The following is a 21,130-nucleotide window of genomic DNA, read 5'->3' on the forward strand; positions in this document are numbered from 1 at the left end:
TTCATTGCCAATCAAGCGCTTTATAGACCGAGCGCTGCGCGCACTTCTTCCCAGTTGTCGCGCGTCATTAACGTGCCGGAGGTTTCAGTGTTGGCCTGGGGCTCTTGATCCTCGCTAATCCAGCGGTAGAGGTCTTCGGCGGTCTGGCGGCCGTGCATGGTGGAACTGACCGCTACCGTGCCGTGAAAGCCAGTGGGGTTATCCCGGGAAAACTCGGCAAAGGCGGCGCCGGAGCCATTGATACCCACGCCGATCACATCTTCCGGCGCTAAGCCATACTGCTCGGTAGCCCTAACACCGCCGAGCACGCTCTCTTCGTTAAGGGCATAGATCACCCAGTGCTCATAATCGCCACGCTGGGAAAGCACCGGCGAGGCAGCAGAGAAAGCCCCACTGGTATCGGTGCTCTGCTGAGGCGCGTCGAAAATATTATCTTCTGGGAATCCCGCGGCTATCAGCGCCTCGGTGGCGCCGTCGGTACGCTCAACGGCGGTCGGCAGTTCGTTGTTGGTGATCCGCAGCGCGGCTACCTCTTCGGGGTTCCAGCCGCGCGCTTCCATTTCGGCGTTAATGGCTTCGCCCACCTGACGCCCAATTTTGGTGCCCGACATACCCAGGTGCGGCACGCCCTCCATGGGCTCACCGCTTGAGTTAACAAACTGGTCATCCACAGTGACTACTTTCATGCCGTACTGGTTAGCACGGTTCATAATCGCTGGCCCCAAGCGTACGTCTGGCGGGCAGATTACGAACCCTTCAGCGCCTTGGGAGTAGAGGTTATCAATAGCGCTAAGCACCTCTTGGCCATCTTCGCCGCCAAGGCGTACCACTTCGAAACCGAGCTCTTCGCCTACTTCAGTAGCCGCCTCCTGTTCGTTAATGAACCACGCCTGCTCCGGCTTTTTAACGATAAAGCCAATCTTCACCTCGTCTTCCTGGGCCTGTACTGACCCTAGTGAGGCCAGCATAATCGCGCTACCAAGTGCTAAACGGGTAAATGTTGTCGTCAATTTCATTGTTGTACTCCTGCTATTTTGAGAGTTGTTTTTATTGATATTTTTGATTACTAACCACTGACGGTTGGTAATAGTAATGATGAATCGAGATTACGAGCCCAGGTCTTGCTGCGCGGAAAAGCGATAGACCGTGCGTGAGCGATAAGTCTCGCCCGGCTCTAGGATCGTGCTGGGAAACGCCTCTTGATTGGGAGAGTCAGGGTAGTGCTGAGTTTCCAGCGCAAAGCCGGAGCGGTGCCCGTAGGCCTGGCCCTGCTTGCCGGTCAGGTCGCCGTTAAGGAAGTTGCCGGAATAGAATTGGATCGCGGGTTCGGTGGTGGTGATTTCCACCAGGCGTCCGCTTTGGGGCTCCCATACTTTGGCAGCCAAGACCAGCTCATCTGATGCAGCGTTATCGCGGGCAAGCACAAAGTTGTGGTCATAACCGCCACCAAAGGCAAGCTGCTCGTTCTCCTGCTCGATCCGTTCGCCAATGGGCGTCGCCTGGGTGAAGTCAAACGGCGTGCCCTCCACCGAGCGGATCTCACCGGTTGGAATCAAGGTGTCATTGACCGGGGTAAACTCAGGGGCATTGATCATCAGCTGATGATCGAGAATGGTGTCGCTACCCTCACCCTTTAGGTTGAAGTAGCTGTGCTGGGTTAGGTTAATCGGGGTGGCTTTATCGGTTACCGCCCGATAATCCACCATCAGCTCGTCATTATCGGTCAGCGTATAGGTAACTTCGCTCTCCAACTTACCGGGGTAGCCCTCTTCGCCATCCTCACTGGTATAGCGCAGTACCAATCCATTGCCTGCGTCACTCTCGAATGGTTCGGCCTGCCATAGCACTTTATCGAATCCCTGGTCGCCGCCATGCAGGTGGTTGCTGCCATCGTTGGTAGCCAATGAATAGGTTTCTCCATCGAGGGAGAATTGCCCACCCGCAATACGGTTGCCGTAACGACCAATAATGGCACCGAAGTAAGGATTGGCCTGACGGTACTCATCGGAGAGGTAGGCTTCCAAAGAGTCAAAGCCCAGCGCTATATCGTCAAACTTACCGTCCATATCAGGGGTTTTCAGCGACAGAATGATGCCACCGTAATTGGTCACCCGCAGCTCGATACCATTGGCGTTGGTAAGTTGATAGACATCCACCTGGCGACCATCGGGTAGATGACCAAACACCGACGTTTGGATACCACTGCCGACGCTGCTGCTCGCGTTGGCTTCAGAACTGCTCTGGGCTTGTGCAGTGTTTGCCAACAGCACCGCGGCAATTGCACCGAGCAGAAGAGGTGAACCATTTCTTAATCGTTGGCTGTACATGAGAGGCATGAGCTTCCTCCTGGAGGCATACTTTGTTGCTAAATTATTGTTGTTAGGCTTGGTCAGAAAACTCAGTGAGTTACCACAGTTCATCATGACCGATACAGACACTACAGTAGCCATGTCTGGCATAACCAACCAATATACAAATGCCTCACTATCGATATACTTCTAAGTATCAATAACAACACGAGGCTTATGCCATGGGCATTCTCGGCGAAAACTGGTTTTTAGACGTGCGACTAAAGTTGCGTCATTTTCAGCTATTTTTAGCCCTGGACGAGCAGCGCAACCTGCACCGCGCGGCGGCTCAGCTCAATATGAGCCAACCCGCCGCCTCAAAACTGCTCAGCGACCTGGAAGCCAACCTGGGTATTCGGCTGTTCGATCGCCACCCCCGTGGGCTAACGCCTAACTGGTATGGCGAAATTATGATTCGCCACGCCCACAGCATGCTCTCAGCGCTACGCCACACCGGTGAGGAGCTAAACGCTCTCGGCGAGGGCAGTGCCGGCACGGTAGCCGTCGGCACGGTAATGGCGCCAGCGGTTACGCTGCTCACCAGCGCCATCGAACGGGTGCACCGCGACCGGCCAGGGCTAAAAATCAGCGTAGATGTGGATGTCAGCAAAGTGCTGGTACCACGCCTACTGGAAGGCGAACTGGATTTCGCGATTACCCGCATACCCGCAGGCGTCGATGCCGAGCGCTTTGTCTTCGAGGAGATTGGCGAGGAGGAACTCTGCTTTGTGTGCCGCCAAGGGCATCCATTAGCCGATAAACAAACGCTGAGCCTTGCTGATATGGCGGGCTTCCCTTGGTCGCTGCAGCCCGCTGGCGCGTTGATGCGCCAGCGGGTGGATAGCCTATTTCTGCACCATCAGGTCGCGCCGCCCCGCCAGATCGTCGATACCGCTGACCTGCTGCTGTCGCTGGCCCTCGTCGACAAATCCGATACCATCACGGTGACTACACGGGAAGCCGCTGACCTGCTCTGCCCACCGCAGCGTTTTCATCTACTGCCATTTAGCGAGGCGCTAAGCGTTCAGCCCTATGGGCTGGTGAGCTTACGCCACCAGCGACTCTCCCCCGGTGCCGCCGCATTAATGAGCACTCTGCGGGAAGTGATTGCTCAGTCCAATTAATGCGAGTGCCGCGGCACGTCAGACCCGCGGCAACCCACCAGGAAGTCAAAGTCGCAGCCTTCGTCCGCCTGGAGCACCCGCTCGATATACAGCTGGCGGTAGCCGCCCTGGCTGGCAATCAGCGTTGAGGCGGCAGTGGGGTCACTTTCGGCCAGGCGCGAGGCCAGTTCTTCGTCGCTGAGTTCCAGATGCAGCCGGCCACTTTCGCAGTCGAGTTCAATCCAGTCACCGTTGCGCACGGCGGCTAGCGGGCCACCGGCAGCGGCTTCGGGGGCGACGTGTAGTACCACAGTGCCGTAGGCGGTACCGCTCATGCGGGCGTCGGAGATGCGCACCATGTCGGTAATGCCCTGGGCGAGGATCTTGGGCGGCAGGCCCATATTGCCCACCTCCGCCATGCCGTGATCATGCGGGCGTCGGAGATGCGCACCATGTCGGTAATGCCCTGGGCGAGGATCTTGGGCGGCAGGCCCATATTGCCCACCTCCGCCATGCCGTGATAACCACGTGGGCCGCAGTGCTTCATGACCAGAATGTCATTGGCTTCCACGTCCAAGTCCGGGTCGTTGATGCGCGCCTTGTAGTCGTCGAAGTCCTCGAACACCACCGCACGACCTCGGTGCTGCATGAGTTCGGCCGTGGCTGCCGAGGGCTTTAACACCGCGCCATTAGGGGCGAGGTTGCCGCGCACCACGCAGATGCCGCCGTCCGCGGTGAGCGGATTATCCAGCGGGCGAATCACTTCGTCGTTGTACAGCGGGGCGTCCTGGACGTTCTCCCACAGGGTTTTGCCGTTGACGGTCAAGGCGTCCTTGAAGGGCAGCCGGTTGGCCTCGCCCAGGCGTCTAAGCACCGCGGGCAGGCCACCGGCGTAGTAGAACTCCTCCATCAAGAACCGCCCCGAGGGCTGTAGATCGACCACCGTGGGCGTGCCGCGCCCCACTCGGCTCCAGTCGTCCAGGGTCAGATCCACACCAATCCGTCCGGCAATCGCCTTGAGGTGAATCACCGCATTGGTGGAGCCGCCAATGGCGGCGTTGGTACGGATGGCGTTGTCGAAGGCTTCCTTGGTGAGGATTTTGGAGAGCCGCAGGTCTTCGTTGACCATCTCGACAATCCGGTTACCCGAAAGGTGCGCCAGCACGTAGCGGCGAGAATCGACTGCCGGAATCGCTGCATTGTGCGGCAGCGAGGTGCCCAGCGACTCGGCCATGCAGGCCATGGTGGAGGCGGTGCCCATGGTGTTGCAGGTGCCCGCAGAACGGGACATGCCCGCCTCGGCGGCCATAAAGTCGTGAAGTGAAATCTCACCCGCCTTGACCTGCTCGGAGAGCTTCCAGACCACGGTGCCAGAGCCGATATCCTTACCTTTGTGCTTACCGTTGAGCATCGGCCCGCCGGTGACCACGATGGTGGGAATATCGCAGCTCGCCGCGCCCATCAGTAGCGCCGGGGTAGTTTTGTCGCAGCCCACCAGCAGCACCACCGCATCGATGGGGTTGCCGCGAATCGCTTCTTCCACGTCCATGCTAGCCAGGTTGCGGGTAAACATCGCCGTGGGGCGCAGGTTGGATTCGCCGTTGGAGAACACCGGGAACTCCACCGGGTAGCCCCCCGCTTCCAGCACGCCCTGCTTCACGTGCTCCGCCAACTTACGAAAGTGCGCATTGCAAGGTGTGAGCTCCGACCAGGTGTTGCAGATACCGATGATCGGTTTGCCCTCACGTGCTCCGCCAACTTACGAAAGTGCGCATTGCAAGGTGTGAGCTCCGACCAGGTGTTGCAGATACCGATGATCGGTTTGCCCTGAAACTCATGGTCGGGAATGCCCTGGTTTTTCATCCAACTGCGGTACATAAAACCGTTCTTATCAGCCGTGCCAAACCATTCAGCACTGCGCAGCGGACGTTGACGTTGGCCCATGAGGTTAACTCCTTGTTTTAGTTCGGTGACGGCTGACGACCTGAGAGTTGGCGTCGAGAGTGGGTGCCGAATGCGCAAGACACTAAACTACCCCGTCAATCTAGTCGACCATACAAAAGTATATGTTGAACAATTGCTCTTAATGTTCAACATTACCCTCCCACGTGGGTCATTGGCCCGTTGCATTACAGCGTTAACCACCACGCTCTCCACAACAAAAAACTTGAGGAATAGTGCTATGCTCAAATCGAAATACAGCTCGCTACTCACTGGTTCCGTGCTACTGCTGGGCCTCTCTGCGGCCCAGGCAGCCGAGTACGAATGGAAATTTCAGGCGTCAGAAACCTCGGGCGAACCCAGCTTTAAGATCAAACAAGAGTGGGCCGAGCGCATTACGGCAATGACTGATGGCCGTGTTGAAATCGAGGTAATGCCGATTAATTCCGTGGTTGGCCCTACTGAGACATTGACCGCCGTTAGCTCAGGGATTCTGCAGGGTCATATGACCGACCCAAGCTACTTCTCTGGCCAAGATCCGGCTTTTGGTATGCTCGGCAACCTTGTCGGCGCCTGGCAGAACCCCTACGATTTCCTGGAGTACATGAAATACGGCGGCGGTGAAGAGCTTTACAACGAACTGGTCGAACCCTATGGCGCCCATTTGATCAGCGCAGCGACCTTTCCGTTGGAGTCGGTACCCTCCACGGTGCCCATCGAATCCATCGCTGACTTTGAAGGGTTAAAAATCCGCGCCCCTCAAGGCATGGTGTACAACATCTTCGAGCGCATTGGCGCCACGCCCGTCAACCTGCCGGGCTCTGAGGTGTATACCGGCCTGGAAAAAGGCGTGATCGACGCCGCGGACTCCACGGTGCTCTCGAATAACGACGCCATGGGTCTGCACGCTTTCGCCCCCTACCCGCTCTACCCTGGCTTTCACTCCATGCCCATGATCGCTGTGTCGATCAATAAAGACATCTGGGATGGCTTGCCCGAGGAGCTACAGACGACCCTCAATACCGCCTTTGATGGCATGGCCTACGACCTGATTGCCCGCCTCAAGGAGCAGGATATTGAGACCCTGCAGCGGCTTCAGGATGACCCAGACGTTCACCCCTTCAACTTGCCCGAAGAAGAGCGTCAGAAATTCCGCACCGCGGCTGAGCAGGAGTGGCAAGAGTGGGCGGGTGAAAATGAGATGACTCAGAAGATTTATGACTCGGCGACCGCCTTTTTGCGCTCGCGCAATCTGCTCTAACTCTGTGCTCTCAACTCTCTGCTCACAACCGGCCTCATTAATCTAACCAACGCAGCGCTCGGGCAAACACCCCGAGCGCTGCGCGTAGAGTCGCGCCATGTCCCAAAAAACGCCTGACAATCAAACTCCTTCGCCGAATACCCAGGATCTCCCCGAGATTCTCGAAACGGTGGAGGAGGTGTCTCCCGAACGTAATGCTTTAGACCGCTTAATTGCACGGGGCGGCCGTGCCGTTTCCTGGCTCGTGCTGGTCGCGATGGGCATCAGCGTCGTCGAAGTCTTTATGCGCTACGGTTTCAACAACCCCACCTCCTGGGTACACGAAACCGTCGTGTTTCTGATCGCCGTTATCTTTGTACTGGGCGGCCCAGCGGCCATGGCGCGCAATAGCCATATCCGCGTCAAGGTGCTTTACGACAGCGCCGGGCCCAGGTTGAAATGCTGGATGGATCGTTTCAACGACCTGCTCACTCTGATTTTCTGCCTGACGATGAGCTATGCCGCCTTTCATATGTTCTGGGGAGCTTCGCATAACCCGCTCGGTGAGTGGTCGCTGGAGCGCTCCGGCACCTCTTGGAATCCGCCCTTTCCCGCTATGGTCAAGGGCATGATTCTGTTTGCTCTGGTGTTGATGACGCTACAGGCCTGCCTGCATCTGTGGGAATCGATTAAAGCGAAACCCGCTGCCAACATCGAGGAGGCGCGCTGATGGATATTTCAACCGCAACGATCCTCATGGTCGGGGCCATTTTCGCGCTACTGGTCACCGGTCTGCCGCTGGCGTTTATCACCGGCTTGGTAGCGATGGCGTTCACCTTCGGCTGGTTCGGCGAGGCGGCGCTGCCCCTGGTCACCAGCCGCGTTTATGGGTTTATCACCGAGTATTCGCTGGTGGCGGTGCCCATGTTCGTGTTGATGGCATCACTGCTGGATCGCTCCGGAATCGCCAAAGACCTGTTCAACGCCATGCGCGTCTTCGCCGGTCGCCTGCCAGGTGGCGTGGCGGTGCAGACCATCGTGGTAGCGTTCTTCCTGGCCGCTCTTTCGGGCATTATCGGTGGTGAGATCGTGCTGCTTGGGATTCTGGCGCTGCCCCAAATGCTCCGCCTGGGCTACGACAAACACCTCTCTATTGGGGTGGTGTGTGCCGGGGGCGCCCTGGGCACCATGATGCCGCCCTCAATCGTGCTGATTATCTACGGTCTGATCGCCAGCGTATCGATTGCTGACCTGTTCGCCGCAGCCGTGACGCCAGCGGTGATTTTGATGGGTTGCTATATTGCCTATGTGCTGGTGCGCTGCCTGAGAAATCCCGCACTGGGCCCGCCGTTAGATAGAGATACCCAGGATAACCCTTTCGCCACTAAGCTGGACGCGGTTAAGGCCATTCTGTTACCAGGGCTGATCGCTTTTTTAGTGCTGGGCACTATCTACGGTGGTATCGCCTCGGTCACCGAAGCCGCGGCCATGGGTGTTTTCGGTGTACTGCTCGCCACTATTGTTCGCGGCGAATTCACCCCGGGTATGCTGCACCATAGCCTTGGGCAGACCATGAATACCTGCGGCATGATCATCTGGATCGGCATCGGCGCCGCCGCCCTGGTGGGCGTCTATAATTTAATGGGAGGCAACCGTTTTGTTTCGAGCTTGATCCTGGGACTCGATGTAGCGCCCATTGTGATCATTCTGGTGATGATGGCGATTATGCTCGTGCTGGGGCTATTCCTAGACTGGATCGGGATCGCCATGCTGGCTCTGCCGATCTTTCTACCCATCGTTATTCAGCTCGGTTTCGATCCGATCTGGTTCGGCATTCTATTCGCCGTGAATATGCAGGTATCGTTCCTGTCGCCACCCTTTGGGCCCGCCGCCTTCTACCTTAAAAGCGTGGCACCGCCGGATATCAGCCTCAAGGATATTTACCTGTCCGTACTACCCTTTATGGCCATTCAGCTGTGCGTACTCGCGGCGCTATTGATGTGGCCGCAACTGGCCATTTGGCCACTATGATGACCGCTACACTATTGACTGACTCTGCATAAGGAGACCGCCATGCGACTGATTCAGTGTGACCACCAGGGCCAGGTTCGCGCCGCCCTGGTCGAAAGCGAAGAGCAGGTCAGACTGCTCGACTGCGACACCTACACCCTGGCCAATCGGGCCATTGCCGCCGGCAAGCCACTTAGCGACATGCTGACGGAAGCATTGACCGACACACGCCTGGATTATCAAGCGCTGGTCGACACTAAACAGTTGCTACCCCCGCTGACCCATACCGACCCGGCCCACTGCCTGGTCACCGGCACCGGCCTTACCCACCTGGGAAGTGCCGATACCCGCTCGGCAATGCATGCCAAAGCCCAGGCCGCGGAGGAGGATATGACCGACTCCATGCGCATGTTCAAGCTGGGCGTGGAGGGCGGCAAACCCGATGCAGGCCAGGTAGGTGCACAGCCGGAGTGGTTCTACAAGGGCGATGGCCAGTGCGTGGTGGCGCCAGAAGCGGAGATTCCATCCCCCGCCTTCGCCGAAGATGCAGGCGAGGAGCCTGAGTTGGCGGGCCTCTATGTGATTGGTGATGACGGCCAGCCCTGGCGGGTCGGCTACGCCCTCGGTAACGAATTTTCTGATCACGTGACCGAGCGCTTCAACTACTTGTGGTTAGCTCACTCCAAGCTACGCGCCTGCAGCTTTGGTCCCGAACTGTTGATCGGCGAACTACCTGATCATCTGGAAGGCAACAGCGCTATTCATCGCAGTGGTGAAACAGTGTGGGAGAAGCCCTTTCTCACCGGCGAGGCCAACATGGCCCATAGCCTGGCCAACCTGGAATATCACCACTTTAAATACCCGGGCTTCCGCCGCCCCGGCGATGTGCATGTGCACTTTTTCGGTACCGCGACACTGAGCTTCGCCGACGGCATCAAGGTGCGCGAGGGCGATCGCTTTGAGATCAAAATCAAGGAGTTTGGTCGCGCCCTGCGCAACCCTCTACGGGTGGAAGCAGACGCACCGCCCATCAGCGTAAAGTCGCTTTAACGTACTCTAACCACCCCAGCAGGAGGAAGTATGACTCTGGAAGGTAAACTACTGATCGGTCAGCAGGCCATTAGCGGCCAACAGGCTGACATTCATGCGGTAAATCCCGCCACCGGCGAAACGCTGGCGCCCGCCTACCCCGGCGGCAGCAAGACCGAGGTCGAACAGGCCTGCGCATTAGCCGAGGCGGCTTTCGATAGCTATCGCGAGACCTCCTTAGAGGCGCGGGCCAGCTTTCTTGAAGCCATTGCCGCCGAGATCGAAGGGATCGGCGATGAGCTGATCGAACGTGCCATGGCCGAAACCGGCCTGCCCCGCCCGCGTTTAGAGGGCGAACGTGGACGTACCTGTGGCCAGTTGCGGCTGTTCGCCTCGGTAGTGCGCGCAGGTGAATGGCTGGATGTACGTATCGATCCGGCCATGCCCGATCGTCAGCCGCTGCCCCGCGCCGACCTGCGTCAGCGCCATATCGGCCTGGGCCCGGTGGCAGTGTTTGGCGCCAGCAACTTCCCGCTCGCCTTTAGCGTTGCCGGTGGCGATACCGCCTCCGCACTGGCCGCCGGCTGCCCGGTAGTGGTCAAGGGCCACTCTGCCCACCCCGGCACTTCTGAGCTGGTAGGTCGCGCCATTCAACGCGCCGTTGCCAAGTGCGAACTCCCTGAGGGCGTTTTCTCGCTGCTGTTTGGCTCGGGCCGCGAAATCGGTCAGGCGCTGGTTGCCGACCCTCGCATCCAGGCAGTAGGCTTTACCGGTTCACGTAACGGCGGCACGGCGCTCATGGCTACCGCCCAGGCGCGGCCGCAGCCGATCCCGGTTTACGCCGAGATGAGCTCCATTAACCCGGTGTTTCTACTTCCGGAAGCCCTCAAGGCACGCGGTAAAGCGATTGCGGAGGGATTTGTCGGTTCACTCAACATGGGTGCCGGGCAGTTCTGCACCAACCCGGGGCTAGTCATTGCGGTTCAGGGCCCTGAACTGGACGCCTTTGTTGCGGCGGCCGGTGAAGCAGTTAAGGGCAGTGCTGCCCAGACCATGCTGACGCCGGGTATCCATGATGCCTACCAACAGGGCGTAGGCCGACTCGCCAGCCACGCCAAGGTGACCGAGGTGGCACGCGGCCAGGCAGGTGAGACAGCTCACCCCTGCCAGGCCGGGCTGTTCGTTACCCAAGCCGAGGCGTTTCTGAGCGACCCCGCGTTACAGGAAGAGGTGTTCGGTTCGACTTCATTGGTGATCGCCTGTGCTGACACCCAGGAAGTGGCCCGCGTTGCGGCTCAGTTAGAAGGCCAGCTCACCATTACGCTGCAGATGGATGACGGTGACTTGGCGACTGCCAAGCAACTGCTGCCGACGCTGGAGCGCAAGGCCGGACGTATCCTGGCCAACGGCTGGCCGACGGGTGTAGAAGTGTGCCACGCCATGGTGCATGGCGGCCCTTATCCTGCCACCTCGGATTCACGCACGACCTCAGTAGGTAGCGCGGCGATTTTCCGATTCCTGCGCCCAGTGTGCTATCAGGCACTGCCGGAAGGGCTACTGCCCGACGCTATTCGTGATGGCAATCCTGCAGGAGTATCGCGCCTGGTCGATGGCAAGCGTGAATAACGTAATAAAGCCAGCGATGGCTTCACGATAGTCTTATAAAACAGACTTACGAACTAGCGCAGCGAGGCCATATTTGCCTCGCTGCGCTTATTTCATAGTAACTGACAGACTAGGGCCTGTTGACGTTTCACTCGCGGCCGCGCTGGAGCCCGTTTTTATTCGCGGCAAGGCAGGAGGAGAGACGTTTGGTGGTTCCAAATGAACGACGACTAACGCCGCCGCGGATAAAAACGGGCCCAGCCCTTCGGGTTGCCCCACAAAGCGCGCCATACGGCGTGGCAAAACTTGAAAAGGGAACCACCCTTCCCAGCGTTTTGCGCCTTGTCTGACGCGCTTTGTGGGGCAACGCGGTTCGCGATGAAACGTCAACAGGCCCTAATATACACTTCCTGATTTATGCTGCTGATAGCGATAAGCTTTAATCATAAGCGGTGAGCACCATAGTAAAATCACCGCAATGCCAAGCCCCGCACTGATTGGTCTTGCAAAGAAGCTCGTTAAGTCACCACCGGTACGCAACATTGCGCTCATGAAATTATTTTCAACAACGGAACCCAACACTAGACCAAGAATGGCTGGCGCCATTGGAAAGTCATTCACAGCCAATACATAAGCCACTAGCCCTACAATAAGCATTAACCAAATATCCACAACGCTATTATTGATAGCGAAAGCCCCCACAATGCAAAAGCATAATATTATGGGCATTAGTACCCGGCTGGGTGTTAGGATGAAAAACTTTGAAAGTCGGATAGCCATATAGCCAATAGGTAGCATCATCAAATTAGCTAAAATAAACACCATAAACAGCGCATAGATCAATCCACTCCCATCCATAAAAATAGTGGGCCCAGGATTCATCCCTTTCATGTATAAAACGCCAATGACGATGGCAGTAATAGAGTCACCTGGAATCCCAAAGACTAAAGCGGGCACCCATGCACCACTGATACCGGAATTATTAGCGGAGCTTGCATCCATGATGCCCTCTATATTACCGGTGCCATATTTGGCACTCTCTTTTGACCTACCCTTTCCCACACCATACGAGATCCAGGCCGCAATATCTGCACCCGCGCCCGGCAGTGCACCAATCAACGTGCCGATTGAGCTACCACGTATCATGTTACGCCAGTAACGTTTAATATGCCCAGGTACATTGTGGAAGACACTATCGTTATCGACGATACTGATTGTTTTCTTCTCAGATTTTGAAGCGTAATAGCTCATCAGTTCATTTAGAGCAAACATACCAATCATAACGGGTATAAAGTTAATACCGGCCATAAGGTCGGGCACTCCAAATGTAAAACGTGGAGCACCACTCATCATATCAAGCCCTACGGTTGAAAGCAGAATGCCAAAAAGAAGTGAGAGGAATGCTTTTGTTCTAGAACCAACTGAAATAAAAATTGAACAGCTTAACCCGAGCACCGCAAGCCAAAAGTACTCAAATGCACTGAACTGCAGCGCTACCTCAGCAAGGGATTGAGCCACAACAATTAAAACGATGGTGCCAAAAATACCGCCAAAAACAGAACATACTAAATTAATACCTAAGGCCTCTCTTGCCCTGCCTTTTTTCGCTAATGCGTAGGACTCCCCTACATAAGCAGCCGATGCAGGCGTGCCCGGTATATTTAGATAGGTACCCGGAATATCACCCGCAAAGATCGCCATCGCCGATGTCGTTACAATGGCAGCAATAGCCGGGATGGTATCCATGTAGAAAGTTAAAGGTACTAATAGCGCTACTGCCATTGTCGCAGTAAGGCCGGGGACTGCACCTACAAATATACCAAACAGTGAAGCCGCTAAAATAACCAGCAAGGTTTCAAAGTTTAAAACCAGCCCAACCCCATTCATTAAGATATCCATGGCAGGCTACCCCCTAATAGAAGACCTTGCGGCAATGGAACGAGCAAGTAGCGCGAGAAGATAAAATAAATAGCTGACGACACTGCTAGAGATGTTGCCAATGCTATGTAGGGTGATGTTTTTCTTAATAACATCAGCAAAAACATAATGATCATTATCGTCAACATTGCACCAAGGTAGTCGCTTGCCAGGATATAAAAGACAATCGATACTGGTGGCAACAACATTGCCCAATTCTTTTTCTCAGGCAGTGAGCCAGCTAGGGATGGACTACCGTGTGCTTCTTGCGCGACAGCTTTTTGTCTAAGCCATAATGCATTCAAGGCAAGTACAGCCCCACCGAGGCAAAATCCCCCCCCTATGAGGGAGGGGAAAAGCGAAGGTCCATACTGCAGGCTTGGTAGAGTAGGAAACTGCTGGGCAGTAATGATCGTAACAATCCCAGCAATAACGAACGCTATTCCGGCGAAAAAATCCCGCATTGTCATTCCTCAGTTAGCTAAGCCAACTTGTTCAACAATTTCACCGAATACGCTATCCATATCTTCCATGAGTTGGCCAAACTCTTCCGCGTTACGCCACTCGGTACCAAAACCTTGCTGACTCATAAACCCTTGATAAGTATCACTGTTGTAAGCAGTCTCTAGTGCTGATTCAAGTGTTGCTACTACTTCTGGATCCATGCCTTTAGGCCCTGCAATTCCACGCCACTCGCCCACTTGATAGCTACTACCGATTAACTCATTAGTGGTGGGAACATCAGGGAAGCTGGGTATACGCTCTGGAGACATTACCGCAAAGCTCTTAACGCGACCGGCCTCGATCATTGAGCGGGCTTCAGGCACCGAGCTTGGTACGATATCAATCCCCCCAGACACCAGCTCAGTCATCGCTGGTGCTGCTCCTTCACTAGGAATCCAAATCACTTGGTCGGCGGGAATACCTTGATCCATCAAAAAGCCAGCAAAGGCTAGATGCCACACACCGCCTTGGCCAGTACCCGAAGCAGTAAACGTGCCTTTAGGTTCAGAGCGTATCGCTTCAAGGAGCTCTTCAAGGGTTTCATAAGGAGAGTCGGCTGCTACCTGTATGCCTGGAAAGTCGTAGTTGATTTGAGCAATAGGCGTAAAATCTTCATACGTAAGGTTCGTTAAACCCAACCAATGCATCATGTTAACTTCGCCAGTAGCCAAGCCAATCGTATAACCATCCGGCTCAGCATTAATCATGGCGGTATGACCAACAACGCCACTGCCCCCTGTTCGGTTGACAACATTGACGTTCTGCCCCAGCTCTTCTTCCAGAGCACGGGCGATAGTTCGCGCCGTCGCATCAGTGCCACCACCAGCAGCCCAAGGCACAATCAACGTAAGGGGGCGTTCGGGGTAATCCGCAAGGGCAGAGCCAGACGCTGTCATAACAGCTGCGGCTATACTTGAAGCAAAAATAGTTTTAAGGGAATGGTTTGTAATTATCATATTCATTTTCCTTTAGTAATGTATTGCTTACAATTAATTATCATTTTTGGAACTGCATGCTTTATTACTTTACGTTTTTCTTGTCAAAGACCTCCTTCACGGACTATTAAGTGGACAGAACTCTATTTATCAGAAAGCCTCTTTGAGCATGTCATAAAAGTCTTCCTTAGAGGGCGCGCGCGGATTGGTCGCCGTAGAATGATCTTCCAATGCCCACTGAGCCAGTTGATCCAAGTGCTCTTCCATGACGCCCATTTCGCTCAAGCTAGCAGGCATCCCCAATTTCACATTGAGCTTTTCAAATGCTTCAGCTAAATCGTCGTTAGGATTGAGACCCATCGCGTCTTTGAGGCAAGCATATTTTTCCTCACAGCCGGGCTGGTTAAATCTAAGCACAGTCGGCATCAACACAGCATTGAGCGTACCGTGATGAAGTTTTAACTCGTGCAGGCCGCCTAATGCATGGGATAAGGAGTGCACCGCTCCCAGCCCCTTCTGAAAAGCCATGGCGCCTTCAAGGGCCGCCATCATCATTTCATTTCTAGCCGTTAAGTTTTCGCCGTTTTCAACTGCCTCTACTAGATATTTGCTAGCGCGCGTCAGCCCATCTAAAGCAATCGCTTCAGCCGGAGGATTCACTTTGGGGCTTAAAAAGGTTTCAACGCAGTGAGCAATCGCATCCATACCCGTGGCGGCGGTCAAAAAAGGTGGTAGACCTAGCGTCAAACGAGGGTCACAAATAGCGACCGAAGGAATCAGGTAAGGAGAGAGAAAGCCAAGTTTGCGGTTGTCTTTCATGGTAATCAATGAGGCTCTTCCCACCTCACTACCGGTTCCTGCCGTTGTCGGTATTGCTATTAATGGCAGCACATCGGCTTTAATTTTTGTTACGCCGCCTTCAATCGCAGCGTATTGGCGTAACGGCCCAGGATGATTAAAAAGTAAGGCGACCGCTTTAGCTAAATCAATGCTGGAACCACCGCCAACGGCAATAATGCCGTCACATTTGCTTTCACGCAGGTAAGTAAGCGCTTGCTCTACCGCTACTTCCGTAGGGTTGGACGGCGTATCATCGAAAACACATGCGCCATCATCAAGCTGAGCAGACTCAATAACGTGTGTGATAAGAGGGGTAGCACTGAGCCCCTTATCAGTCACAAACAACGGTCGTTTTATCTTCAGCAATTGCAGCTCATTGGCTAATTCAGCAATAGCGCTTTCACCGAACTGAATTTTTGTTAAATAATTGATTATGTGGGGCATTGTCATTTCTCATTATTGTTTTGCTCGTGAACCCAGCAATCTCTTCACTCAAGGTGTCATACAGTATGACTGCGTGATAACAGTCTAGTAATGTATTTTGCAGCTGCCAAGGCCTTTACAAAAAACGCCTAGCAAAACTGTGAACGGCGGCTCAAATATGGGCATGTTCACGCTGCCCATCCACCAAGCGGATTACCTTCAGGGGATTGCTCTCCTTCAGCGCCTCCGGCAGCAAGGCCATGGGGAGATCTTGGTAACACACAGGCCGTAAGAAGCGATGGATGGCCGCGCCGTATCCAAATCACATCATCCATCTGCGGCGTAATCGTGAGCTGGCCTTCCAACTGAGCCGCAATCGGCAATTAGCTTTGTGCACCGCGTGTATGAAAGCAATCTAGACTAGATGACCATTGCGCTCAATGAACATTATATAGAACAATAGTCTAATCGACGTACGCGGCCGGCTTGCTAGAGTGCACCCACAATGATCGCTTTTAAGCTTGCGCCTGACCCTTGCAACAAAAGCCCAATAATCAGCTTGAGGTAAACGATGAATCTCATTAATTCCCCGTCAGTTATTATTCATCTCAATCCGCGGGATAACGTAGGCGTTGCCTCAAAAGCAGTTCCAAAAGATATACCCATTGATAAAAAGGGCACGCTTGCTCAAGAAAATATTGATGCGGGGCATAAAGTTGCGCTCACGCCTATCAAAAATGGTGAGGCCGTTTTTAAATATGGCCAACTGATTGGGCTGGCTGCACGGGATATTAATCCTGGTGAGCATGTGCACACCCACAACCTCACCATGATTGAACTTAGTTCTTCATTGGAAGATTTTCAGCCCCATCAAAAAACCGTCACCGTTAGCCATTCACGGACGTTTCAAGGCTACCAACGGGCTGATGGTAGCGTGGGAACGCGTAACTATATTGGTATTCTCTCTACCGTGAACTGTTCTGCCACGGTGGCTAAAGCCGCTGCGGACGCGCTCAATCAGTCTGGGGAATTAAGCCAAATGGGGTTCGATGGTGTAGTGGCCATTACCCATGGTTCTGGTTGCGCCATGAATACTGACTCAGAAGGTTTTGCCTTTCTTGAGCGTGTTATCGCAGGGTATGCCCAGCACCCCAACTTTGCTTTTGTACTCATCATTGGCCTGGGTTGTGAGACCAACCAGGTCAAAACATTAGTCAAAAGAAAGGGGTTGGAAGATGCCTCGCGGCTGGCTTACTTTAATATTCAAGACGCGGGAGGGACACGCACTAGCATCAAAACGGCCTGTGATCACATCATGCAAATGGCCACCCAACACGGCCAACAGCAGCGTGCACCTGCGCCCCTTGAGCACTTAGTGGTTGCATTGCAGTGTGGCGGGTCAGACGGCTACTCAGGTATTACCGCGAACCCAGCTTTGGGCCATGCCGCCGACCTTATCGTGCAACATGGTGGCAGCGTTATACTCGCCGAAACCCCCGAAATCTATGGCGCTGAAAACCTCCTGATAGACCGCTCCATTAATGAGAACGTCGCACAGAAACTACTCGACCGGATCACCTGGTGGAAACATTACACTGAGATAAATGGCGCTGAGCTAAACAACAACCCTTCCCCAGGCAATAAAGCGGGTGGGCTATCAACTATCCTTGAGAAATCATTGGGCGCAGTAGCTAAAGGCGGAACGTCGAGCCTTAACGACGTGCTGCTGTATGCTGAGAAGATGACCACGCGCGGTTTTAACTTTATGGATAGCCCTGGCTATGACCCGATTTCGGTCACGGGTCAAATCGCCTCCGGTTCTAACGTAGTCTGCTTTACCACTGGACGAGGTTCAGTCTCAGGCTTCAAACCCGCCCCCTGCCTTAAGCTCGCAACGAATACCTCCATGTATGAGAAAATGCATGAAGACATGGATATAAACTGTGGCGTTATTGTTGATGGCACTGACAGCGTAGAAAGTGTTGGAGAGCAGATTTTTGAGCGCATTATTGCCATCGCTTCAGGCGATATGAGCGCCAGCGAATCACTGGGTTACGGTAATAATGAATTCGTTCCCTGGTTGGTAGGTGCCGTCACCTAAACTCCCATTAAAGAGCAATTAACTGACTATGACACAAACGCTGCGCGACCAACTCTACACGGCTCTTAAGCAGAGTATTGTTGGGAAACGTCTTGAACCCGGTTTAGTACTGCTTGAGGGAAATATAGCGGAGCTGTTTGGTATTAGCCGCTCGCCCGTTCGGCAAACATTAAGCCGATTGCACGAAGAGCAGTATATCTGCCGTTTCGAGGGGCGCGGCTATTTAGTAGGCGCATCGCCAGGTGAGGTAGTGCGACGTGCGCTCAGTGAGCATGATTTCAAACAACTTGGCCATGCCCCAAAAGTAGACCGTATCGTGTCTTGGCGGGCGCATATCGACAGCGTTGAACATGACATCGTTTTATGTTCGATTAAGGGTGCGTTTGAACTCAATGAGCTGCAGCTTTCCAAAACGCTTAATGTCAGCCGTACGGTCACTCACCAAATATTGCTCTATTTACAGTCTATCGGTTTAGTCGAGAAGATTAAATATAACAGCTGGAGCGTGGTGCCTCTGAATGATCAGCGGTTACATAATCTTTATGAAGCACGTCGCCAATTAGAGCCTTATATGATTGCGCGATCCACACAACATATGCCAGAAAGTGCCATTAAAGGCTATATTACCAAACTCAAACACGCTGCTGAGAGCTATCCTGATATAAAGGGGGAGCTACTGGATGAGTTAGAAAATGATCTCCATCATACCGCCGTTAGTTTAGGTGATAACCAGGAGGTCATGAATATGCTCCGGCGCACGCATCCTATCTTATTAGTCAGTAAACACCTGCTTGGACGAGTATTAAAGCTTCCCGATCAAGATCCTTTCTTCGATGAACATTTATGGATATTTGAAAAAATGCGCCAGCAACAACCTGCACAAGCAGGCAAAGCCTTGGCAACCCATTTAGAGCGTTCAGAATCCAAGGTGCTCGACCGGCTGATTAACTTCCGAGAATCAGGTGATATCGATATACCGCTTTACCTGCGCTAACAACCAAATAACGAACGTGGATGCCCCATCACGCTGGAACGTAGCCGAGAAACGTAGCTGAAATCTTGTATGAGATATAGAAACGCACCGCCCCATCTCTTCAATGGCTCATCTAGATAGAGGAACTAATAATGACAACGTCACGTACTATCGGATTTATTGGCACGGGCATTATGGGTGCGCCGATGGCAGCACGCTTGGCCCATGCAGGACACCAAGTGCTTGTCTGGAATAGAACAAAAAGCAAAGCCAACCGTTTAGAGTCGGTGGGTGCCACAATCGTAGAAAAGCCCGAAGAAGCCGTTGCCGAAAGCGATGTCGTTATCGTTATGCTTAGCTCTGGGCCTGTGTGTGATGAAATGCTGTTGGGCCCTAGCGGCCTACTCAATGCCATGCAGCGTGACGCCACACTTATTGTCATGAGTTCAATACCTGTAGAAACCGCTCGCCGTCAAGCAGAAGAAGCCGCCAAGAGCCAGATTAATTACCTTGATGCGCCGGTTTCCGGCGGTGAGCAGGGAGCGATCGACGGCACGCTGGCCATTATGGTGGGTGGCGATGCCGTAAGTTTTAAAGCAGTAGAACCCATTCTCTTATCTCTCGGCAGGCCCGTTCATGTTGGCCCTGCAGGTAGCGGGGAACTTGCTAAGCTCGCCAATCAAATGATTGTGGCCAACACCATTGCTACCGTGGCAGAAGCCATACTATTGGCAGAACAGGGCGGGGCAAACCCCGAGCGAATGCTCAGTGCGCTTGAAGGTGGGTTTGCTGACTCGACCATTTTGCGTATACACGGGCAGCGTATGATTCAGGAAAACTTTACTCCGGGTGGGCCAGCGAAATGGCAATTGAAAGATACCCAGACCGCGATGGCTTTTGCCGAAACGCTACATCTTAAGCTACCGATTTCGTCATTGGTCAACACACTTTTTGAAGAGCTCGTCGATCAAGGGGATGGCGAGTTAGACCATAGCGCCTTAATCAATCAACTCAGACGGCGCAATGATTAAGAGAGCCTGACAACAACAAATTTAGGAGAATAAATACAATGAGCCACCATTACGACGTTCAGGAAATTACTCAATTCAGCACCGCTTTACTTGTGGCAGCCGGGCTCGAAGAAGAAAAGGCTCGAGCAGTTGCCGAGATACTCGTCGAAGGTGATTTGATGGGACACACGACTCACGGGCTTCAGCTACTATCCCCTTACCTTGGCGAGATTCAGTCTGGCCGGATGCCTGTGTCAGGTGAGTATGAGGTAATCTCCAAACGCGCTGCCGTGCAGACATGGGATGGTCGTTATCTTCCCGGCCCCTGGTTGATCATTAAAGCAATGGAAACCGCCGAATTGATGGCTCGCTCCTGCGGCACAGGGACAGTCGTGATTCGATGCTCAAATCATATCGCCTGCTTGGCAGCCTATCTGAAACGTGCCACTGATCAAGACCTCGTGGTGGTGATCGAATCATCCGATCCGGCGACTAAGTCGGTTGCCCCGTATGGCGGTTTGCAAGCGACCCACACCCCTAACCCTATCGCTGTGGGCTATCCGACGGCTTCGGGCCCGGTTCTGTTAGATGTCAGCACATCCATTACCACTAATGGCATGGTCGGCCGACTTCACAAACAAAACAGCCAACTGCCGTATCCGTGGCTTAAGGATCACCAGGGCAACGCGACCGATCAACCTAGCGTGCTGTTCGATGAGCCTAAGGGGAGCATCATGCCAACTGGTGGGCTTGACCACGGCCACAAGGGATATGCGCTGGGGCTAATGGTGGAAGCCTTAACGTCTGGGCTCGCTGGATTTGGCCGTGTGCAGGCGCCTGCACAATGGGGTGCCTCGGTCATGGTGCAGATCATGGATCCCGAAGCCTTTGGTGGGCTTGACGCCTTCAAACGCGAAACCGGCGCTTTGGTGGATGCTTGCCGTAACAATCCTGTTGCGGAAGGTAGCCCTCCAGTACGAATTCCTGGCGAGCGCGGACTTGCCCTCCATAAGCGTTATGCGCAGGAGGGCGTGCCTCTGCCAGACGGTGTTCCCGAAGCTCTAGCCGATTGGTCGGAACGTCTGGGGGTTACTTTCCCTCAGGCACTGCAATAACAACCGCTCATGCATAGGTCTAGTGGGCAATATTTC

The 21,130-nt window shown here is 54.1% G+C and carries 16 protein-coding genes and 1 pseudogene; 10 read left to right on the forward strand and 7 right to left on the reverse strand.

Annotated elements, in window-relative coordinates:
- Positions 1 to 20 precede the first annotated feature (20 nt).
- Complete coding sequence (locus RO22_RS20660) at positions 21 to 1,016, reverse strand: arabinose ABC transporter substrate-binding protein (protein WP_009287511.1); 996 nt, start codon at positions 1,014 to 1,016, stop codon at positions 21 to 23.
- 90 nt (positions 1,017 to 1,106) lie between these two features.
- A complete protein-coding gene (locus RO22_RS20665; protein ID WP_041159275.1) occupies positions 1,107 to 2,336 on the reverse strand; it encodes an aldose epimerase family protein in 1,230 nt (409 codons plus the stop codon).
- A 194-nt stretch (positions 2,337 to 2,530) separates the two neighbouring features.
- Here RO22_RS20665 and RO22_RS20670 point away from each other — a divergent pair, with 194 nt between their 5' ends.
- Positions 2,531 to 3,472, forward strand: coding sequence for a LysR substrate-binding domain-containing protein (locus tag RO22_RS20670; RefSeq protein WP_041159276.1), 942 nt, complete (start codon positions 2,531 to 2,533; stop codon positions 3,470 to 3,472).
- Here the strand turns inward: RO22_RS20670 and RO22_RS20675 are convergent.
- A pseudogene (locus tag RO22_RS20675) lies at positions 3,469 to 5,395 on the reverse strand (IlvD/Edd family dehydratase). The gene RO22_RS20670 and the pseudogene RO22_RS20675 overlap by 4 nt on opposite strands.
- A 238-nt stretch (positions 5,396 to 5,633) precedes the next feature.
- On the opposite strand from RO22_RS20675, the gene RO22_RS20685 reads away from it, so the two are divergent.
- The 5 genes from RO22_RS20685 (at position 5,634) to RO22_RS20705 (ending at position 11,297) form a co-directional block, all read left to right on the forward strand.
- Positions 5,634 to 6,653 (forward strand): TRAP transporter substrate-binding protein, encoded by a 1,020-nt coding sequence (locus RO22_RS20685; protein WP_022521929.1) that lies wholly within the window; start codon positions 5,634 to 5,636, stop codon positions 6,651 to 6,653.
- 97 nt (positions 6,654 to 6,750) lie between these two features.
- Positions 6,751 to 7,362, forward strand: a complete 612-nt coding sequence (locus RO22_RS20690) for a TRAP transporter small permease subunit (protein WP_009287508.1) — start codon at positions 6,751 to 6,753, stop codon at positions 7,360 to 7,362.
- Positions 7,362 to 8,663 (forward strand): TRAP transporter large permease subunit, encoded by a 1,302-nt coding sequence (locus tag RO22_RS20695; protein WP_009287507.1) that lies wholly within the window; start codon positions 7,362 to 7,364, stop codon positions 8,661 to 8,663. Before RO22_RS20690 ends, RO22_RS20695 begins: the two co-directional genes overlap by 1 nt.
- A 42-nt stretch (positions 8,664 to 8,705) precedes the next feature.
- Positions 8,706 to 9,692 (forward strand): AraD1 family protein, encoded by a 987-nt coding sequence (gene araD1, locus RO22_RS20700; RefSeq protein ID WP_041159278.1) that lies wholly within the window; start codon positions 8,706 to 8,708, stop codon positions 9,690 to 9,692.
- A 30-nt stretch (positions 9,693 to 9,722) separates the two neighbouring features.
- On the forward strand, positions 9,723 to 11,297 hold the full coding sequence (locus tag RO22_RS20705) for an aldehyde dehydrogenase (NADP(+)) (protein ID WP_022521927.1): 1,575 nt from the start codon (positions 9,723 to 9,725) through the stop codon (positions 11,295 to 11,297).
- A 375-nt stretch (positions 11,298 to 11,672) separates the two neighbouring features.
- Here RO22_RS20705 and RO22_RS20710 read toward each other — a convergent pair whose 3' ends face one another.
- From RO22_RS20710 to RO22_RS20725, 4 genes are all read right to left on the reverse strand, one after another.
- Positions 11,673 to 13,175 carry a tripartite tricarboxylate transporter permease gene (locus RO22_RS20710; RefSeq protein WP_041159279.1) on the reverse strand — a complete coding sequence of 501 codons (1,503 nt, stop codon included), beginning with the start codon at positions 13,173 to 13,175 and terminating at the stop codon, positions 11,673 to 11,675.
- Complete coding sequence (locus RO22_RS20715; RefSeq protein WP_041159280.1) at positions 13,163 to 13,657, reverse strand: tripartite tricarboxylate transporter TctB family protein; 495 nt, start codon at positions 13,655 to 13,657, stop codon at positions 13,163 to 13,165. Before RO22_RS20715 ends, RO22_RS20710 begins: the two co-directional genes overlap by 13 nt.
- A gap of 9 nt (positions 13,658 to 13,666) precedes the next feature.
- A complete protein-coding gene (locus tag RO22_RS20720; protein WP_197029746.1) occupies positions 13,667 to 14,593 on the reverse strand; it encodes a tripartite tricarboxylate transporter substrate binding protein in 927 nt (308 codons plus the stop codon).
- A gap of 189 nt (positions 14,594 to 14,782) precedes the next feature.
- The gene (locus tag RO22_RS20725; protein WP_022521924.1) at positions 14,783 to 15,916 is read right to left on the reverse strand and encodes an iron-containing alcohol dehydrogenase; all 1,134 of its coding nucleotides are present in this window, start codon (positions 15,914 to 15,916) and stop codon (positions 14,783 to 14,785) included.
- A 550-nt stretch (positions 15,917 to 16,466) separates the two neighbouring features.
- Here RO22_RS20725 and RO22_RS20730 point away from each other — a divergent pair.
- The 4 genes from RO22_RS20730 to RO22_RS20745 all read left to right on the forward strand — a co-directional run bounded on the left by RO22_RS20730 (position 16,467) and on the right by RO22_RS20745 (position 21,094).
- Positions 16,467 to 17,996: a UxaA family hydrolase gene (locus RO22_RS20730; protein WP_027956961.1), complete on the forward strand. Its 1,530-nt coding sequence runs from the start codon at positions 16,467 to 16,469 to the stop codon at positions 17,994 to 17,996.
- Positions 17,997 to 18,024: 28 nt separating this feature from the next.
- Positions 18,025 to 18,990, forward strand: a complete 966-nt coding sequence (locus tag RO22_RS20735; RefSeq protein ID WP_041159281.1) for a GntR family transcriptional regulator — start codon at positions 18,025 to 18,027, stop codon at positions 18,988 to 18,990.
- Between the two features lie 131 nt (positions 18,991 to 19,121).
- On the forward strand, positions 19,122 to 20,000 hold the full coding sequence (locus tag RO22_RS20740) for an NAD(P)-dependent oxidoreductase (RefSeq protein WP_022521921.1): 879 nt from the start codon (positions 19,122 to 19,124) through the stop codon (positions 19,998 to 20,000).
- Between the two features lie 38 nt (positions 20,001 to 20,038).
- Complete coding sequence (locus tag RO22_RS20745) at positions 20,039 to 21,094, forward strand: Ldh family oxidoreductase (RefSeq protein ID WP_041159282.1); 1,056 nt, start codon at positions 20,039 to 20,041, stop codon at positions 21,092 to 21,094.
- Positions 21,095 to 21,130: the final 36 nt, after the last annotated feature.

Origin of the sequence: Halomonas sp. KHS3 (assembly GCF_000830495.1) — a bacterium.
Taxonomy (GTDB): domain Bacteria; phylum Pseudomonadota; class Gammaproteobacteria; order Pseudomonadales; family Halomonadaceae; genus Vreelandella; species Vreelandella titanicae.

Bases quoted from the DNA above. Each gene is read 5' to 3' on its own strand.
- RO22_RS20660 (WP_009287511.1), bottom strand. From the start codon at position 1,016: ATGAAATTGACGACAACATTTACCCGTTTAGCACTTGGTAGCGCGATT.
- RO22_RS20665 (WP_041159275.1), bottom strand. From the start codon at position 2,336: ATGCCTCTCATGTACAGCCAACGATTAAGAAATGGTTCACCTCTTCTG.
- RO22_RS20670 (WP_041159276.1), top strand. From the start codon at position 2,531: ATGGGCATTCTCGGCGAAAACTGGTTTTTAGACGTGCGACTAAAGTTG.
- RO22_RS20685 (WP_022521929.1), top strand. From the start codon at position 5,634: ATGCTCAAATCGAAATACAGCTCGCTACTCACTGGTTCCGTGCTACTG.
- RO22_RS20690 (WP_009287508.1), top strand. From the start codon at position 6,751: ATGTCCCAAAAAACGCCTGACAATCAAACTCCTTCGCCGAATACCCAG.
- RO22_RS20695 (WP_009287507.1), top strand. From the start codon at position 7,362: ATGGATATTTCAACCGCAACGATCCTCATGGTCGGGGCCATTTTCGCG.
- araD1 (WP_041159278.1), top strand. From the start codon at position 8,706: ATGCGACTGATTCAGTGTGACCACCAGGGCCAGGTTCGCGCCGCCCTG.
- RO22_RS20705 (WP_022521927.1), top strand. From the start codon at position 9,723: ATGACTCTGGAAGGTAAACTACTGATCGGTCAGCAGGCCATTAGCGGC.
- RO22_RS20710 (WP_041159279.1), bottom strand. From the start codon at position 13,175: ATGGATATCTTAATGAATGGGGTTGGGCTGGTTTTAAACTTTGAAACC.
- RO22_RS20715 (WP_041159280.1), bottom strand. From the start codon at position 13,657: ATGCGGGATTTTTTCGCCGGAATAGCGTTCGTTATTGCTGGGATTGTT.
- RO22_RS20720 (WP_197029746.1), bottom strand. From the start codon at position 14,593: ATGACAGCGTCTGGCTCTGCCCTTGCGGATTACCCCGAACGCCCCCTT.
- RO22_RS20725 (WP_022521924.1), bottom strand. From the start codon at position 15,916: ATGCCCCACATAATCAATTATTTAACAAAAATTCAGTTCGGTGAAAGC.
- RO22_RS20730 (WP_027956961.1), top strand. From the start codon at position 16,467: ATGAATCTCATTAATTCCCCGTCAGTTATTATTCATCTCAATCCGCGG.
- RO22_RS20735 (WP_041159281.1), top strand. From the start codon at position 18,025: ATGACACAAACGCTGCGCGACCAACTCTACACGGCTCTTAAGCAGAGT.
- RO22_RS20740 (WP_022521921.1), top strand. From the start codon at position 19,122: ATGACAACGTCACGTACTATCGGATTTATTGGCACGGGCATTATGGGT.
- RO22_RS20745 (WP_041159282.1), top strand. From the start codon at position 20,039: ATGAGCCACCATTACGACGTTCAGGAAATTACTCAATTCAGCACCGCT.